The sequence below is a fragment of the Chroococcidiopsis sp. CCALA 051 genome, assembly GCF_003015105.1.
Taxonomy (GTDB): Bacteria; Cyanobacteriota; Cyanobacteriia; order Cyanobacteriales; family Chroococcidiopsidaceae; genus Chroococcidiopsis; species Chroococcidiopsis thermalis.
On the sequence record NZ_PYCI01000018.1, the window covers coordinates 1 to 16,264 of the forward strand.

Here is a 16,264-nt window from a genome sequence, read left to right on the forward strand (position 1 = left end):
TTTTCAAGAAGAAGACGGCATCCGAGATTTTTGCTGGCTTCGTGGTGGGGTCGGAGATGTGAATAAGAGACTGCTTCTTCCCTACTCCCTGCTCCCTGATAAATGTTCACCGCAAACGATAACATACGCCTCCTTCCTGCTGTATTCGTTCAAACGATTCATCTAGATAAATTGTGGTTTCACTACCACCGAGAAATAAGTAGCCATCCGGTCTTAATTGCTGTCTAACTTTTTTGAGAGTGGATTTCTTTGTATCAGTATCAAAGTAAATCAACACATTTCGCAGGAAGATAACATCCATTGCTGGCATTGATAACCACGGATGAATGAGATTGATTTATCGATTATCGTCACAATTTTTCCCGCAGATTGATTAAACCACAAATATCAATAGGCGCAAGGGGTACGGGAGTTATCTCAGGAACCCGAATGACTTCTTCTACCTGTTTGATGTCAATCCCAAAATGAATTTTGTTAATAAAAAAAGTACAATATTGCTGAACTTCAGTCATGTTTATATAACTCTATTTAATTCGTAAAATATTTATTATTGGTCATTAGTCATTAGTCATTGGTCATATGTAAGCATTTAGTTGTTTGTCACTGATAACTGATAACTGTTAACTGATTGAAGTAAATACGGATAGGCAATTTGAACTATTGTATGCAGGTCGAGAATTTCGGTAACTTGACCCTGAATAGCTGCCAAATACAGGATACCGGATCGAGTCGCATGACCCGCGATCGCCAATGGTTCCTCAACAATATTGAGAATGCGTTCTACTACCAAACCAAGGCTGCGCTCTCGATCTAGCTCCACAACAATGACTTGCAGTTTATCATCTTTCCCATTTATAACCTCCCTTGCCCAGGACAGTTGATGAGATATTGCCCCCCTTGTCAAGGGCAGGGCTGATCTATTGGCTGTAGAAAATAAATAATGGAGGAGTAGTTTTACCGAATTTTTGGTTGGATGAGCCTGATTGAGCATCTTCAAGGAGTACGGGATTTCCGCACACAACCGCGCTATCCCTTATGGGTAGTGTTGGTGTTAGTAATTATGGGTACGATGAGCGGTTGCAATGGATATCGTCCGTGAGCCGACTTTGTGTCACGCCACCAATTGGTATTGTTGGAGTTGTTGAGGTTGCCGAATCAACGACTACCCAGCTTATCAACAATTCGCCGCGTGATGGTCAGGGTGGATTATCAGTCTTTCACCCAAGCGTTCAATGCTTGGGCACAAGAGGCGTTTGCACCAATGCCCAACGAGCAAATTGCTATCGATGGCAAAAGTATCAAAGCCAGTCTGAGTGATTACGACTCCGCCTATCAAGATTTTGTCAGTGTGGTATCTGCCTTTAGTGTCGCTCAAGGTGTGGTGCTGGGCTTGGAGTCGATGCGAAATCATGACACTAGTGAAATCAAAACAGTTGAGCTATTGTTGGATAAGTTGGAATTGAAGGGTGTGTGCTTCAGTTTAGATGCGCTACACACCCAAAAAAACCGTCCAGCAGCTCGTCAGTAGTGAAAATGACTATGTGATTGCCGTTAAAGGCAACCAACCGAATTTGCTGGAGTATTTGAGGACTCAGTTTGCGCTAATTCCCCCTGTGAGTGTAGACATTCAAACCGAACAGTGCCGCGACCGATACACCCAAAGGACGGTGAGTGTTTTGGACTCGATTGTCGGCATCGAGTCTTCTTGGGTAGGGATACAACGCATGATTCGGGTCGAACGTGCTGGCACAAGAGCAAACCAGCCCTTCAGCGAAACGATGTTTTATATCAGTTCTTTAGCAGTTGATGCTGCTGAGTTTGCCAAGTTAATTCGTTCTCACTGGCAGATTGAAAATCGCCTCCATTGGATTAAAGATGTGGTGCTTCAGGAAGATCGCTCTCCCTGATGTGATGGTCATGCCCCTGTCAATTTTGCGATTGTGCGAACTATTGCACTCAATCTCTTCCGCTACAATGGCTTTGACTCGCTCGTCAAAGGGCTACGTCATTTAGCTCACGATCTGAGTCGTCTATTTTCCTTTTTACAATGAAACAGCCCTGCCTTGTCAAGGGGGGTTGGGGGGATCTGCTTTTAGAAACATCAGAATTACCAAATATTTGATGCAAGTAAATCAAAGGCAAAATTGTATTTCGGTATTGCACCACTGGTCGATCTGCCACAATTTCCACCGCAATCGGATCGAATTCTTCTAAACGGAAAATCTGAGACATCAGCAGTCCCATGCGTGCGCCCGATCCGCCATGAAAAAGCAAGATCGACTGGCAATCGCCCGTGCGTTCTTCTACTGCTGTAGCTGTAGCGATCGCCAGTTGCTGCTGTAATTGCGAAGTAACACCAGCACAATTTGCTAAACCGACGGCATCGATAATTAATGCTATTTTGCCATCACCGAGAATTATTGTTCCAGCAAAAGCTGAGACATCTCGTAGTTGTTTTCCTAAAGGTTTGACGGCAATATCTTGGATATCTTGAATTTCATCAACAACTAAACCAAAGTAGTAATTGTCCACATTGATGACAACTATATTAATAATATCTACATTGGCTCTTACTGCCTGTAGTTGTAATGTTTGATTTAGATAAACCAAAGGCAATAATTTACCACGCAACCTATATACAGGAATATCGTAGAATGTTTCAATCTCAAGCCAAGATGCCTCTACTTCCAGTTGTACCAATTCTTGAATGCTTGCTTGAGGAATGGCAAAACGGATGACTTCACAATTGTATTGGCGCAAGCAAGTTTTACAATCGAACAGCTTCAAGTAATTGGCGATCTAATTTTAATATTTGAATTACAAACGTTTGACCAACTCATTACAGCGATCGGAGAAGTAGCATAGTTGTGTTAGAGATGATAGTTTAGCGCTGAAGTTTTTGCGATCGCTATTTATTTTTGAGTATGGAGCAACTGAAGCAAGCCCAGCAGAAGTTTAGTATTCTAGACCAAGTGCCTTTGGGGGCTTGTATTTTGCGTTCGGATCTAACGATCTTGTTCTGGAATAGCTGCTTAGAAGAATGGACTAAGCTATCTAGAGCTGAAATGTTAGGGACTTGTATCGGGGATCGCTACCCCCACTTTCATCAAATTCAGTATGCCAACCGCTTGCAGCAAATATTTCAAGGCGGACCCCCCACCATCTTTTCTTCTCAGTTACACAAACACGTCATTCCCGCCTCTCTACCCCAGGGGCAAATGCGCATTCAGCATACAACTGTCACCTCGTTACCTGCTTTAGAGGGGGATGAGTTTTACGCCCTATTATCAATTCAAGATGTGACAGATCTCACATTTAGAGTCCAAGAATATCGCCAGATGCGCGATCGAGCATTGGTAACTCAGGAAACAGCAGAGAAAGCAAACCGCGTTAAAGACGAGTTTTTGGCGATCGTCTCCCACGAGCTTCGGTCTCCTCTCAACCCAATTTTAGGTTGGTCGCGACTGTTGCGAACAAATCAGTTAAATCCTGCAACAATCGATCGCGCTCTCGATACCATCGAACGCAATGCCAAGCTACAAGCACAATTAATCGAAGATCTATTAGATGTCTCCCGCATTCTGAGGGGCAAGCTGAAACTTAATTGGGAAATAGTCGATCTGGCAAATACAATTACATCTGCCTTAGATACCGTAGTTCTGGCAGCAGAAGCAAAATCAATTCAGATTGGACTCAGTTTGAACCCTAATGTAGGAATGGTGCGGGGTGATAGCAGCCGCCTCCAGCAAGTTGTATGGAATTTACTTTCTAACGCAGTTAAATTTACCCCATCTGGCGGACAGATAGAGATCTCGCTCACACGGGTAGGGAGCAAGGAGCAGGAAGCAGGGAGCAGGGACGAGCAGGGAGCAGGGGGAAGAGAGCAGAGGAGCAGGGGAGAATCACAACCCATTACCCATTACCCATTACCCATTACCCACTACCAACTACCAACTACGCCCAAATCCAAGTGAGCGATACAGGTAAAGGCATTAGTGCAGATTTTCTCCCCTACATATTTGAATATTTTCGACAGGCAGACAGTAGCATGACTCGCGCCCACGGCGGTTTGGGACTTGGTTTAGCGATCGCTCGTCAATTAGTTGAGTTACATGGCGGTACAATTTGGGCAGAGAGCCACGGTGAGGGTATGGGGGCAACATTAACGGTACAGTTGATTTATGAAGGGAGCAGGGAGTAGGGAGCGCACGAGCAGGGGAGCAGAGGAAGCAGGGGAGCAGAGCGGAGGAGCGATTCTGGTTCCACTAGCCACTAGTCACTGGTCACTAGTCACTGATAACTGTCAACCGTTTGCTGCTTGCTGTTGAGCTATGTACGGGTTTTGCTCCATTTCTGCATTTTGAGGTTGCCAGTACCCTTTGATGCCATAGTTAAATAAACCCATGTATTCGTAGAAAATCATCATTGCCCTTCTTGTGGGTGGCAAGTTTGCAGGCAAAGGAGTAGGACGGGGAAAAACAGTAAACCCTAGACTGCGAAACGTTAATAGCGATCGCATCATATGTGGCGAGTCCGTGATCAAAACGATTCGCTTCACTCCCATCGGTTGCAACATCGCCGCTGTAAATAGTGCGTTCTCTTCTGTTGTCTGAGAACAACTTTCGGCTTTCAATACTGACTTGGGGACTCCTTCCGTTTTGAGCATCTTCACAATATCTGCTCCATCCCCTGCACCACTGGCAAAAATTAGGGGAGCGCGTTTGCTTTTCCACAAGTCAGCCGCAACCTCTACTCTAGACTTTCTCATGTACGCACCGCGACCTAAAATCACGATCGCATCTGCTTTCCTACCCGGATCTTCAGGTAAAAAGGCAATTAATCCCTTACTGGCGATCGCGACTGTAGCCGGAAAACTAACAAGAAAGTAAGCTACTAACGATAAACTTCCCATCACCAACATGTAACGCTTCCAACGCCATTTGGGAAAAAACTTGATTAGCAGAATGAAAGCTGTTAGCGGTATGACAACCAGTACGGGAGTCATCAGCCAGTGGGAAAGCGTTGACTTCAAGACAAGCCACTGGCTCAGAGGACGAGCGCATAAAGCAGGGTCTAGCATTGAAGTTACCCTCAGCAGTACAAATACTTACTATATCATTAAGCTATGTAAACATACTAGGTAGATTTATAACTTTTCGCTACGAGTTATAAACCTTAGATTTACTATTATTTATCTGTAAATTTCAGTGTTGCAATATACATAAATTACTAAATTAAGAATACAGAAGATGGGAGACAAAGCATTCCCAAATTTAAGACCTCCTACCCTCTTTTTATGTTCCTGCATTTTCGAGAATACACGTATCGATTTATATTTATGTAGTTATATAAGCATTCTTAGGAATACAATATAATTGCAACCTGCAATCTACCATCGAGCTTTTAGCAGTCAACCGAAACTATTTGCGATCGCTGCCAAATTTCTTCTATTGCCGATCTCGCCCAGTACTTTCTATAGCTTCCGAGCGGATTTAACTTATCTTTAATGAGTAGAAATCAGAAATAAATATAGCAGTTCTAAATGATTTGTAAAGTAGGCTTCTAGCCTGCTCCACATTCATGAATCAAATAGGATTGCTATATAGAGATGAAATAACACTCATCTCTATATTGAGCAATTGTGGAAATGGTAGTTCAATTGACGATCTACCAAAATAGACTAAAATTTTACCTAATATCTTGCAACTCAAAAGTGTGACATTACTCTCGTAAAAATTTTGGTCTGGCTAGCTGAGTTAAATTTAATTGTTGTTCTAGGGTTTGCCAATCTTCTCGTACAATTAATTGCGCGATCTCATCTAATCGATCGCGGTATTGTTGTAGCGATCGCAACAACTCTGGGCGATTGTACCGCGCCATCATCACTCCTAATTCAGGATTCCCACCTCCAACGCGACTTGTATCGCGAAATCCAGAACTAGCAAGTTGTTGTGCCAATTCCAGAACTGCTGGGTTAGGTTCGCTGGCACAAGCAGCAATTAAACTGGCGCTAACCATGACTGGTAAATGAGAAATCCAACTGACGGCGCGGTCGTGATCGGCTGGGTGACAATGATATATAGTAGCTTGGAGCGATCGCGCTAATTGCTCGACAACCTTCACGGCTGTTGGTGGTGTAGTATCAATCGCGGCGATCGCATAAGGTTTGCCGATAAATAATCCTGTTTGGGCAACTTCAATACCACTTTCGGCTTTACCAGCCATTGGGTGTCCGCCGACAAAATTGTGCCACAAAGGGGCGATCGCATCTACAATTGGGGCTTTTACCGAACCGACATCGGTTAAAACTGTTGCTGGATCTATGTGGGGAATCAGTTGTTCTACGGTAGGGCGAATCGCTGCCAAAGGAGTGCAGATAAAAATAACTTCTGCGGTTTTGAGACTGGCAAGATCGGCGCTAGCCCGATCGACAGCACCACAAGCGATCGCCTGGGCGCAAGTAGATTCGCGCCGACTGACACCGAAAACTTTGTGTCCTTGCGATCGCCAGTCTAAGCCCAACGAGCCTCCAATCAACCCCAGTCCGATAATACCGATATTCATGACTTGACAATTTTGCTTCCGATCTTACCGTCAATTCCCTTAAATCTAGCGATCGAGGGGGAGAAAGATTTGTGAGAGCGCGATAAATTGAGTAAGAGGATATGGAGGGAAGATCATGAGTTCATGGCGCGATCGGATGAATCGGATGTCAGGGCGGACTCGCTTTGTTGGCTGTCGGATATTTCTCCATCTTGCAGGGCAAGAAGTAGCACCGCTATTAGGAATTCTCAACCGTCAGGCAAGGGAAGCCATAGACGCTGACGGCGATATTGAAGTCGTAGGCGAAGGTTTGGCAGAAATTTGTCAAAGCTTGCTGCAATATGACGAGTATTGGCTCTCTGGGGCAAATGAAGGCGATGTATTCTGGGATGAAGGTGCAGCCAGCGACTATTTCAACGAATTATTTACTGATTCTGCCCAACGCTACTTAAGCGAACCAGATTTAAGTTCACCCGCCACTACAGATGAATCTTTTTCCTTGCCCGTTACCCGTAACTTAGTCGTCATGCTGAGTGTAGTTTATGACGGAGAAGTGCCAGAATTAGAAACTAATCTGGCAGATATAAATGCGATGAAAGCTGGATTAAAAGCCCTGATTAATCTTCACTATCAAAAAAGATTGTGGGCAATTCAAGTACAGTTTTCTCCCGCCCAATTTGGCGAAGAACTGACAAACGATCAACTATTACTACATTTTCCTGAATTAGTGCCTTTGTAAAATGAATTTCTCAAGACAAACTTAGATGTATGGTGGGCAACGCCCACCTTATTGTCAAAGTATCTGTTGTTCTTAAATTATTTATGATTGCTATAAAAAGACGAAATCTTGCGTCTTTTCTTTACAACAGATCGATTTTGCCCTCTTCCCCAGCAGAAATAGCTTCTAAATCACTTTTCCCCATAACTCTAAGCGTAACCTGCTTCATCAACCAGTACAAACCAGTAATAACAGCGAAGGTAACAATCATAATGACAACCGGACGTTTGCCAAATAAATCTTCAACCACAGCAGTTACTAAAGTATCGGGTTGGGTGATGAAATCCCAACTATTAAACCGCAAAAATCTTCCCAAATAAACTCCTACCGCACACAAAGCGTGAGTGATGAGTTCTGCACCCAAAATCCACGTACTTTTACCAATTCTTTGTAAATAAGAACCTAGATTAATTAATGAGAGTACGTATGCCTCAAATCCTGCTCCCATAAATAATACATATACTGGTATGAGAACCAAAGTAATTAGCCAAACTGAGTGAATATCTCTAATATCTCGATATAAATGAATGATATCAGTTAAAACATACGGTGCGTTCGGTAAAAAAGCAAAAAATACTAAAAATAAAATCGACCAGTTAAAAGTTTGCCAATGCTCTCTACCGGATGAGATAAATAAGAGATATAAAGGAATACAAACTAAGGGTACGACCCATATTAGCTCAGATGTAACGATACTCGTACTGAAACGTAATATGTTAGTTAAAACATGACGCGCACTCGGTAAGAAAGTCAATAAATTTAAAAATAATAGCCAAAATAGCCAACGCCGCTTTTGGCTTCCTCTGAGAAATAGCCACGCACTCAAAGTTAAAGGAACAAAAGCTAGAAACAAATTCCAGCTCATCCAACGATTGTTTTTAGTTAGTACGTGCCATACATCTGTCATCACGGTTGATAGATCCGCGGGCATGGGCATATCCTCAGTTAAGTTGGTATTTGAGTAGGAACTTTAACCAACCAGTATAGCTATTCCCAATTAGTGCTTAGCCTTCTGAGTGCGATCGCGCGGATAGTTAAACAAAGGATATGAAAACAAAAAGGATGCACTTAAGATGCATCCTGCGAATGTCAGTATTTTATCGGTTGTTTGTAATTTATCAAGTCAGTGGCATCAAACCTTGTGACAAAAACTTAGTTGCAGCTTCAGTTGAAGTATCTCATTTCTGCTTCTAACTGGCGGATGAGATGCTCATCTCCGTTAGCTCTGGCAACATCCAGACGATGCTGTAGACTTTTTTGAATATTCTGACGGTGAGCTTCGGCAGCTTGTTTTACAGCTTGTTGTTTATTTCTGCTCATAGAGAACATTATTTTTACTTATCTTGTTTATGTTGATTTATCCTAACATAGAGAGATTTTAGTAACAATAGCTACAGAAATAAATTTAAACATTTTTAAGACATATTCCAGCAAATGCCTGTAATACAGATGAATTCAACCCGGATTTTGACTTTAACCAGTGATTTTGGCTTCAGTGACATGTATGTAGGAGTCATGAAAGGCGCGATCGCCCAAGTGAACCCTAAGCTGACAGTTATCGATATTACTCACGAGATCCCGCCCCAGAATCTCGCCGCGGCTAGATTTTGCTTGTTGGATGCCTATCGCTATTTTCCTGATGGAACAGTGCATGTGGCTGTAGTCGATCCTGGGGTAGGTAGCAATAGACGCGCGATCGCCATAGAATTCGAGCATGGATTCCTAGTGGGACCAGATAATGGAATTTTTAGCGGCATATTGAGTCAAAGCCCTGCGATCGCCGTTGTAGAACTGACTCATTCTCAATACTGGCGCACTCCCCAACTCTCAAAGACTTTTCACGGACGAGATATTTTTGCCCCAGTAGGGGCGCATCTTGCGAGTGGAGTTCCCCTAAGAGAATTGGGTAAAACAATCGATCTGACTACGCTACTACAGTTAGACTTACCCCAGTTAATCTATACTCCTACAGAAATAATTGGTTGCATCCAATATATCGATCGCTTTGGTAATTTAGTCACCAATATTCCTGGTAGCGACGTGGAAAATCAAACTTGGACAGTACGATTAGGCGAACGAATCGTCCCAGGGTGTCAAACATACAGCAACGTCCCTCCTGAAGCGGCACTCGCCTTAGTTGGTAGTCATGGCTGGGTAGAAATTGCCATCAATTGCGGCAATGCCCAGTTACAATTGCAGCAGCATTGGGGAGATAGAGTAGAAGTGGTTATTAGTGAGAGGTAAGTTATGACTCAACAAATAGTATCCGAAACATATCAAGGTCAGTTTGGTGAGTTTACAATCGATAAAAGCGATCGCCTCGGTGTTATTATCTATCGAACTGGCTTAGCGATCGCCGCCCTCAGCTTTGCAATTGGTAGTACTCTAGTTCTGTCGAACCCTCATCCCGGTGTTTTTCCAGCACTCACACCCCTATTTTTCTGTTTTTGCGGTGCATTGGGTGTTAGCTTACTAACTATTCATATATATCTGGCAGTATTGCATCGCGTCCTACAAATATTTTGGGCGATCGGGACGATCGCCGCAGTCGCGATCGCATTAACCAATAGTACGCCGCTAGCTGTCACAGTTTACGAACATCCAGTGACTTTATTGGGTGTTGGCTTTATTTTTGCAGCGCTCACAGGAATTTACTTCAAAGAAGCATTTTGTTTTAATCGGTTTGAAACCAAATTTCTCACACCTCTAGTACCACTTCTATTGTTAGGACATTTAAGCGGAATCTTACCGCTCCACTGGGAACAAATCATGCTTGGTACATGGGCTGTACTATTCGTTATCTTTGCCATTCGTAAAGCAGTACAACCAATCCCACCTGACATCGGTGATAAATCCGTATTTGCTTATTTAAAGGCACAAAAGACAGCAACAGTAGATAGCCAGTAGAAGTTACCCCTGCGCTAGAAAAACTCACAAAACATGGTTTGAAACTCACTTATAGCGATTCTTGTTATGATGCGATACATTCGTAGGGGCGCACAGCTGTGCGCCCCTACAGATCTTGTATTTCATCGAATTGAAAAAGGCTATATCTGTAGTCCGCCTGCGCGGACTTAGTTTGTCTAGTCGCGAATTCTCTTCGCTCAAAACTGCTAAGTTTGAAGAGTTTACGACTGAAATCGAATTTTGGATTAAAGTAGATTCTACACCCTAAGCTATGCAAAACTACATTTTTAATGGCTGCTAAAAAGCGATCGCAATTCAAAATACTAAATATCACTCTCATTCGACAACAAGAAATATGGTTACCTACGGTATGGGGATGGTTATTTTTGATCTTATTGACTTTAACTTTATTGACTGTCAGTATTAGTAACTTACCTTCATTTCTAGCTGTTAATCAACCAGTTAACGCTGAAGTTTTGGTCATTGAAGGCTGGCTACCAGACTATGCAGTTAAAGAGGCACTAGCTAGATTTAAACGCGGTTCCTATCGCCAGATCGTGACTACAGGTATTCCAATTGAAAGAGGATGCTACTTAGCTGAATATAAAAATTATGCCGAGCTAGCAGCAGCAACCTTAAAAACGTTAGGATTAGAGTCAGAAAAAATCGTTCCCGTCCCGACACCAGAAGTACGTAAAGACCGAACTTATGCTTCTGCTATTGCTTTTAAACAGTGGTTAGAAAAGGCAAATACACCAATAAAATCGATCGATTTACTAACACTCGATTTACATGCTAGACGAAGCTGGCTGCTGTATCGTCAAGCACTAGCTTCAACCAATACTAAAGTCGGTATTATTGCCATGCCACCCATCGATTACGATCCAAAATACTGGTGGCGCTACAGTGCAGGTGTGCGGAAATTGATTAATGAGTTAGTTGCATATATTTACGCGCGTTTTATTAACTGGAATACTTAAACCAAGTACAAACAGCGATCGCCTATGCAGCCTACAGAAGTTATTTGTGGCGATCGCCATCGGCTTCCCGTACATGATATAGTTCAAATTTTACTTCTTCTTTAAGAATGCTACGTATATTCTCGTAAAATTCAAATTTTACGTAAAATTGGTAAAAACACAAGCCGATCGGTGTAAAGATAGTTACATTATAAATATATTTTTAAGTCTTATCTTCTGATGACATCTTTAAAAACGCCATCAGAGACAGATGCAAAGATATTATTCAAAGTTATTCAAATCAGCTAGGTAGTAATCTTCTCCGGCTGCACTTTGCAGTTGATATTTGTATTTCTAGAGGTATCCTTAGGTGGATCGTAGTCATAATTTTCGGATTGCGTGGTTGTTGCCTGTTGCGTGGTTTTATTGGCAGCCAGCGCTTTGCCAATTTACACAGATATTTCCTCAAACTAAAGTATTTACCGGACTTTTTCCTGGTTTTGCACGAGGATTTGACAACTCATTTGTAGTAGAAGTTATCGGTAAATTTCATGTGCTAGAAATGGCGCGAGAAACGACAAGCTACGGATCTAATTTCACATATCTGTCTCCCAATATTATTTTCCACTTGCTTCGGCTTAGACCTCATGCCATATTTTCTAGTTCTTTTGGCATTTGGACAATTCTAGCACTCCTATTAAAACCGCTTTGTTGCTGGCGAGTCATCATTGCCTATGAAGGTAGTTCGCCTAGTGTAGACTATCGCAATTCAGCATTACGTTTATTGTTTCGGCGACTAATGGTTAAGCTTGCCGATGCTTGCATTACCAACAGTCATGCTGGAAAAGCCTATCTAGTAGATATTCTTAACGCTAAAGACAGCCGCGTTTTCGTTCAGCCTTACGAAATTCCCGATACCAAAACTTTAGCAATTCAGGAAAATCTTGAGTTAGATAATTCTCAACTCCAGCGACCAGTTTTTCTTTTCGTCGGACATATTATTCCCAGAAAAGGTTTGCAGATTTTGCTAGAAGCCTGCAAGATTCTTCAGCAACAGGGATATCGAGAATATACCGTACAGATTATTGGTGATGGTTCGCAACGAGAAGAATTAGAAAAATTCAGCCAAGAACATCATTTAACCGATCGCATCCAGTGGGTAGGCAGAGTAGATTACAACCTCATCAGTGCTTATTTTCACAATGCTGATATCTTCGTACTACCAACGCTAGAAGATACTTGGGGTGTGGTGGTACTAGAAGCAATGCTGATGGGTAAACCAATTTTATGTTCTACAGGTGCGGGAACGTCAGAACTTATAGTGCATGGTGAGAATGGCTATGTATTCGATCCTACTCAGCCGGAAAAACTAGCCGAACTCATGTGTCAGTTTATCAATCGCCCGACTGCGATCGCAGACATGGGTAAAAAATCGCAACAAATCATGTGTCAATATACCCCAGAAGCAGCATCAAAATGCTTAGCTCAGGTGACAAATCTAGTTTTAAATAATTGAAATTTATGACTATGAAAAAAGTTGCTATCCTGACGCATGATATTGGAGGTGGTGCGTTCACTAGCTTAGGAACTGCCCTCTCGCGCGGCTTTCAGGAATTAGGAATCAATTGTGAGTTTGTGGTTTTAAAGGCAACTCAAGCAGAAAAAGAGCAATATCCAGACATTAATATAGTTACTCTCAATACTCAACGCACGGCTTTTTCTCTACTCCCAACTGTTCGCTATCTCAAACAAAGTAAACCAGATGTTATCTTTCCAATGCCTTGGTATTTTAATATCACGGCAATCTGGGCAAGGTATCTATCAGGAATTGATAGCCAAATTATTATTGGCGAACACAATATTATTAGCTTAGAAACAGGCATCGAGCATCAAGATAAACTGCACCTGCAATCTCTGCCGATGCTAATGCGGTACACGTATCCCTATGGTGATGGCTTAATTGCCGTTTCTCAAGATACGATCGCCGACTTAGTTGAAACAATTAAAGTGCCACCGCGTATTCCGATGCGGGTCATTTTCAACCCCATTGACCTCGATCGCGTGCAACAACTAGCGAAAAAACCAACCGATCACCCCTGGTTTCTAGACTCTGAAACACCAACCATCGTTACGGTAGCTCGTCTAGCCAAGCAAAAACAACTCGATGTATTGCTGCGTGCTTTTGCCCGCGTTGTCAAGATTCAGCCTGCCAGATTGTTGATTTTGGGTGAAGGACCCTTGCGATCGCAACTAGAAAACCTGTGCTACGAACTCCAAATTGAAGATTGCGTAGCGATGCCGGGATACGACCGCAACCCTTACAGATACATGTCTGCCTGTGACGTATTCGTACTCGCATCCGCTTGGGAAGGATGTCCGATCGCTTTACAAGAAGCAATGGCTTGCGGTGCGGCTGTTGTCGTCAACGATGCCCCGGGCGGATCGAAGGATCTGATCGAATATGGGAAGCACGGAATGATGGTAGCTGCTGGAGATTCAGAAGCACTGGCAACAGGAATTTTGCAAATCCTCAGCAACTCCAGCCTCAAGCAGCATTATCAAAACCAGGCGCGTAAACGGGCGCGAGACTTTCAGTATTTGAAAATCGCTCAGCAATATTTAGATTTCTCTACCACTGGGTTAGTCCGCCAAGAGGTACTGTGTCGATGAAGATTCTATTGTCTGCCTATGCCTGCGAACCAGGTCGAGGAACTGAACTAGGGGTAGGCTGGAACACAGTTCGAGAGGTTGCCAAATATCATCAAGTTTGGGTACTAACTCGACCTGATGACGGTCGCGAGGCAATTGAAGCAGAGTTAGTCCGTCATCCAGTCTCCAACCTGCATTTTATCTATTTCACCTTACCAATCTGGGGTGGCGGTTGGAAGTGGGGCAATGGAGCTTTCCAAATCCACTACTATCTCTGGCAGATTCAAGCTTATTTTGTTGCCCGTCAACTGCATCGTCAAATTGGCTTCGACTTAATTCAGCACGTTACTTTTGTTAAGTACTCTAGTCCTAGTTTCCTCTCTCTGATACCAGTTCCCTTCATTTGGGGTCCTGTGGGCGGCGGCGAAACTGCACCAAAGGCTTTTTGGCAAGATTTTAGCTGGAAAGGTAAGGTCTACGAAATACTGCGTGACTTCTCTCGTCGTTTAGGAGAACTCGATCCGTTTGCTCGTTTGACAGCCAGACGCTCTGTCTTAGCTTGGGCAACTACTGAGGATACGGCGCGACAACTCTCTCAAATGGGAGCGAAAAACGTCAAAGTCCTTTCCCAAGTCGCTTTACTCCCAGAAGAGATCGCCCGTCTGAGTCAGAGTTATATTTCTAGCGATCGCCCAGTCCGATTTATTTCTATTGGTAGATTGCTGCATTGGAAGGGTTTTCACCTGGGACTACGTGCCTTTGCTCAAGCAGATTTACCCTCTGATGCCGAGTATTGGATTGTGGGAGACGGACCCGAACGGAAACGGCTGCAAATTCTCGCCCAAGAGTTAGGGATTATCTCTCAAGTCATGTTCTGCCCTGAGATGTCCCGCGAACGCATCTGGCAAATGATGGCAGATGCACGAGCATTGATTCATCCTAGTTTGCACGAATCTGGAGGATTTGTCTGCTTAGAAGCAATGGCAGCAGGTCGTCCGGTTGTCTGTCTCGATTTAGGTGGACCAGCGGTTCAGGTCACCGAGGCAACAGGTTTTAAAGTCCCCGCAATCGAACCTCAGCAAGCTGTTGCAGGTATTGCTGATGCTATGTCTCGTCTGGCAAACGATGCTGAACTGAGTGCCGAATTGGGCAAGGCAGGACAGAAGAGGGCAAACGAGCTGTTCAACTGGGCAAATAAGGGTCAGCAGTTAGTTCAGTGCTACGACAACATTCTCAATCGACAAACAATTCCCCATGCGTATTCTCACAGTTCATAACTATTACCAACAACCAGGTGGTGAAGAACAAATCTTTGCTACCGAATCAGCTCTTTTAGAAACACGCGGTCATCAAGTACATCGCTACACGATTCATAACGATCGCGTTGAGGGAATGAATCCTCTAACTCTGGCGAAAAAAACAATCTGGAATAACGATGTATACCGCGACCTACGGGCGATCGTCCGCCAGGAACGACCGGAGGTTGCTCATTTCCACAACACTTTTCCTCTGATTTCTCCAGCCGCGTATCACGCCATGAAAGATGAAGGTGTACCAGTCGTCCAAACTTTGCACAATTATCGTCTCTTATGCCCCAATGCTCTGTTTTTTCGCGATGGCAAGATTTGCGAAGACTGTTTGGGAAAATGCGGTGCTATACCTGGCATCGTTCGCGGTTGCTACCGAGATAGTCAAACTGCGAGTGGAGTTGTAGCGGCAATGGTGAACTTGCACTCGATGATGTGTACTTGGACAAAAACAGTAAATGTATTCGTAGCGTATAGCCATTTTGCTTTGCAGAAATTCGTTCAAGGTGGCTTACCGGAGAAAAAAATTCAATTTAAAACTAATTTTCTACATCCCGCTCCCGCACCAGGAACAGGACGTGGTGGATACGCTATTTTTGTCGGGCGGCTTTCGCCAGAAAAAGGTTTAGGGACGCTACTAGCTGCTTGGGAACAATTGGGCGGAAAAATCCCTTTGAAAATTGTTGGCGATGGACCGTTAGCACCTCAAGTTATTGAGGCAACAAAGCGCGTACCAGGAGTGGAGTGGCTAGGACGCAGACCGTTGGAAGAGGTTTACGAGTTAATGGGAGAAGCTGCTTTGTTGATTTTTCCTTCTGAATGGTACGAGACTTTTGGCAGAGTTGCGATCGAGGCTTTTGCCAAGGGAACTCCTGTAGTAGCTTCAGCAATTGGTGCGATCGCCGAGTTAGTTACGCCTGGGCAAACCGGACTTCATTTTCTTCCAGGTAACACCCAAAACCTTGTAGAGCAAGTAGAGTGGGCTTTATCACATCCAGAAGAACTGATGCAGATGCGCCAAGCAGCTAGGGCTGAATTTGAGGCTAAGTATACTGCGGAGGAAAACTATCGTCGCATGATGGAAATTTATACCTTAGCTCCTCATGTCTAACTTACATGTA

At 43.5% G+C, this 16,264-nt stretch carries 16 protein-coding genes and 2 pseudogenes; 10 read left to right on the forward strand and 8 right to left on the reverse strand.

Annotation, left to right across the window (positions count from 1 at the left end):
- Positions 1-106: 106 nt before the first annotated feature.
- The 3 genes from C7Y66_RS06355 to C7Y66_RS06365 form a co-directional block, all read right to left on the reverse strand.
- Positions 107-337, reverse strand: coding sequence for a CheR family methyltransferase (locus C7Y66_RS06355; protein WP_370143917.1), 231 nt, complete (start codon positions 335-337; stop codon positions 107-109).
- A gap of 13 nt (positions 338-350) precedes the next feature.
- Positions 351-512 (reverse strand): chemotaxis protein CheW, encoded by a 162-nt coding sequence (locus tag C7Y66_RS06360; RefSeq protein WP_199197265.1) that lies wholly within the window; start codon positions 510-512, stop codon positions 351-353.
- Positions 513-589: 77 nt separating this feature from the next.
- Positions 590-991 (reverse strand): hypothetical protein, encoded by a 402-nt coding sequence (locus C7Y66_RS06365; protein WP_199197266.1) that lies wholly within the window; start codon positions 989-991, stop codon positions 590-592.
- Between the two features lie 117 nt (positions 992-1,108).
- Here C7Y66_RS06365 and C7Y66_RS33305 point away from each other — a divergent pair.
- Positions 1,109-1,907, forward strand: a pseudogene (locus tag C7Y66_RS33305) (ISAs1 family transposase).
- A gap of 85 nt (positions 1,908-1,992) precedes the next feature.
- Here C7Y66_RS33305 and C7Y66_RS06380 read toward each other — a convergent pair.
- Positions 1,993-2,760, reverse strand: a complete 768-nt coding sequence (locus tag C7Y66_RS06380; RefSeq protein ID WP_233222553.1) for a chemotaxis protein CheW — start codon at positions 2,758-2,760, stop codon at positions 1,993-1,995.
- A 164-nt stretch (positions 2,761-2,924) separates the two neighbouring features.
- Here C7Y66_RS06380 and C7Y66_RS06390 point away from each other — a divergent pair.
- A pseudogene (locus C7Y66_RS06390) lies at positions 2,925-4,177 on the forward strand (ATP-binding protein); the annotation flags it as partial.
- Between the two features lie 126 nt (positions 4,178-4,303).
- Here the strand turns inward: C7Y66_RS06390 and C7Y66_RS06400 are convergent.
- Positions 4,304-5,080, reverse strand: a complete 777-nt coding sequence (locus C7Y66_RS06400; RefSeq protein WP_106544928.1) for a YdcF family protein — start codon at positions 5,078-5,080, stop codon at positions 4,304-4,306.
- Between the two features lie 641 nt (positions 5,081-5,721).
- Positions 5,722-6,564, reverse strand: coding sequence for a prephenate/arogenate dehydrogenase (locus C7Y66_RS06405; protein ID WP_106544929.1), 843 nt, complete (start codon positions 6,562-6,564; stop codon positions 5,722-5,724).
- Positions 6,565-6,679: 115 nt separating this feature from the next.
- On the opposite strand from C7Y66_RS06405, the gene C7Y66_RS06410 reads away from it, so the two are divergent.
- A complete protein-coding gene (locus C7Y66_RS06410; RefSeq protein WP_106544930.1) occupies positions 6,680-7,282 on the forward strand; it encodes a DUF1517 domain-containing protein in 603 nt (200 codons plus the stop codon).
- Between the two features lie 121 nt (positions 7,283-7,403).
- On the opposite strand, the gene C7Y66_RS06415 is transcribed toward C7Y66_RS06410, so the two are convergent.
- Positions 7,404-8,252: a DUF1361 domain-containing protein gene (locus C7Y66_RS06415; RefSeq protein ID WP_106544931.1), complete on the reverse strand. Its 849-nt coding sequence runs from the start codon at positions 8,250-8,252 to the stop codon at positions 7,404-7,406.
- 233 nt (positions 8,253-8,485) lie between these two features.
- Positions 8,486-8,641 carry a hypothetical protein gene (locus C7Y66_RS31600; protein WP_199197274.1) on the reverse strand — a complete coding sequence of 52 codons (156 nt, stop codon included), beginning with the start codon at positions 8,639-8,641 and terminating at the stop codon, positions 8,486-8,488.
- 129 nt (positions 8,642-8,770) lie between these two features.
- On the opposite strand from C7Y66_RS31600, the gene C7Y66_RS06420 reads away from it, so the two are divergent.
- The 7 genes from C7Y66_RS06420 to C7Y66_RS06450 all read left to right on the forward strand — a co-directional run bounded on the left by C7Y66_RS06420 (position 8,771) and on the right by C7Y66_RS06450 (position 16,254).
- Positions 8,771-9,565 (forward strand): S-adenosyl-l-methionine hydroxide adenosyltransferase family protein, encoded by a 795-nt coding sequence (locus C7Y66_RS06420; RefSeq protein ID WP_233222554.1) that lies wholly within the window; start codon positions 8,771-8,773, stop codon positions 9,563-9,565.
- Between the two features lie 3 nt (positions 9,566-9,568).
- Positions 9,569-10,228 carry a DUF2301 domain-containing membrane protein gene (locus C7Y66_RS06425; protein ID WP_106544933.1) on the forward strand — a complete coding sequence of 220 codons (660 nt, stop codon included), beginning with the start codon at positions 9,569-9,571 and terminating at the stop codon, positions 10,226-10,228.
- A 290-nt stretch (positions 10,229-10,518) separates the two neighbouring features.
- On the forward strand, positions 10,519-11,208 hold the full coding sequence (locus C7Y66_RS06430) for an ElyC/SanA/YdcF family protein (RefSeq protein WP_106544934.1): 690 nt from the start codon (positions 10,519-10,521) through the stop codon (positions 11,206-11,208).
- 349 nt (positions 11,209-11,557) lie between these two features.
- On the forward strand, positions 11,558-12,703 hold the full coding sequence (locus tag C7Y66_RS06435) for a glycosyltransferase family 4 protein (RefSeq protein ID WP_106544935.1): 1,146 nt from the start codon (positions 11,558-11,560) through the stop codon (positions 12,701-12,703).
- A 5-nt stretch (positions 12,704-12,708) separates the two neighbouring features.
- Positions 12,709-13,857, forward strand: a complete 1,149-nt coding sequence (locus C7Y66_RS06440) for a glycosyltransferase (protein WP_233222555.1) — start codon at positions 12,709-12,711, stop codon at positions 13,855-13,857.
- Positions 13,854-15,113 carry a glycosyltransferase family 4 protein gene (locus C7Y66_RS06445; RefSeq protein ID WP_106544937.1) on the forward strand — a complete coding sequence of 420 codons (1,260 nt, stop codon included), beginning with the start codon at positions 13,854-13,856 and terminating at the stop codon, positions 15,111-15,113. The genes C7Y66_RS06440 and C7Y66_RS06445 overlap by 4 nt, the downstream gene beginning before the upstream one ends.
- Entirely contained in the window at positions 15,091-16,254 is a 1,164-nt protein-coding gene (locus C7Y66_RS06450; protein ID WP_106544938.1) for a glycosyltransferase, read from the forward strand. The genes C7Y66_RS06445 and C7Y66_RS06450 overlap by 23 nt, the downstream gene beginning before the upstream one ends.
- The last annotated feature ends 10 nt before the right edge of the window (positions 16,255-16,264 follow it).

What these genes read in the sequence shown, in the direction of transcription:
- C7Y66_RS06450 (WP_106544938.1), top strand. Translation starts at nt 15,091, where the DNA reads ATGCGTATTCTCACAGTTCATAACTATTACCAACAACCAGGTGGTGAA.
- C7Y66_RS06365 (WP_199197266.1), bottom strand. Translation starts at nt 991, where the DNA reads ATGCTCAATCAGGCTCATCCAACCAAAAATTCGGTAAAACTACTCCTC.
- C7Y66_RS06410 (WP_106544930.1), top strand. Translation starts at nt 6,680, where the DNA reads ATGAGTTCATGGCGCGATCGGATGAATCGGATGTCAGGGCGGACTCGC.
- C7Y66_RS06430 (WP_106544934.1), top strand. Translation starts at nt 10,519, where the DNA reads ATGGCTGCTAAAAAGCGATCGCAATTCAAAATACTAAATATCACTCTC.
- C7Y66_RS06425 (WP_106544933.1), top strand. Translation starts at nt 9,569, where the DNA reads ATGACTCAACAAATAGTATCCGAAACATATCAAGGTCAGTTTGGTGAG.
- C7Y66_RS06445 (WP_106544937.1), top strand. Translation starts at nt 13,854, where the DNA reads ATGAAGATTCTATTGTCTGCCTATGCCTGCGAACCAGGTCGAGGAACT.
- C7Y66_RS06400 (WP_106544928.1), bottom strand. Translation starts at nt 5,080, where the DNA reads ATGCTAGACCCTGCTTTATGCGCTCGTCCTCTGAGCCAGTGGCTTGTC.
- C7Y66_RS06360 (WP_199197265.1), bottom strand. Translation starts at nt 512, where the DNA reads ATGACTGAAGTTCAGCAATATTGTACTTTTTTTATTAACAAAATTCAT.
- C7Y66_RS06415 (WP_106544931.1), bottom strand. Translation starts at nt 8,252, where the DNA reads ATGCCCGCGGATCTATCAACCGTGATGACAGATGTATGGCACGTACTA.
- C7Y66_RS06440 (WP_233222555.1), top strand. Translation starts at nt 12,709, where the DNA reads ATGACTATGAAAAAAGTTGCTATCCTGACGCATGATATTGGAGGTGGT.
- C7Y66_RS06420 (WP_233222554.1), top strand. Translation starts at nt 8,771, where the DNA reads ATGAATTCAACCCGGATTTTGACTTTAACCAGTGATTTTGGCTTCAGT.
- C7Y66_RS31600 (WP_199197274.1), bottom strand. Translation starts at nt 8,641, where the DNA reads ATGAGCAGAAATAAACAACAAGCTGTAAAACAAGCTGCCGAAGCTCAC.
- C7Y66_RS06405 (WP_106544929.1), bottom strand. Translation starts at nt 6,564, where the DNA reads ATGAATATCGGTATTATCGGACTGGGGTTGATTGGAGGCTCGTTGGGC.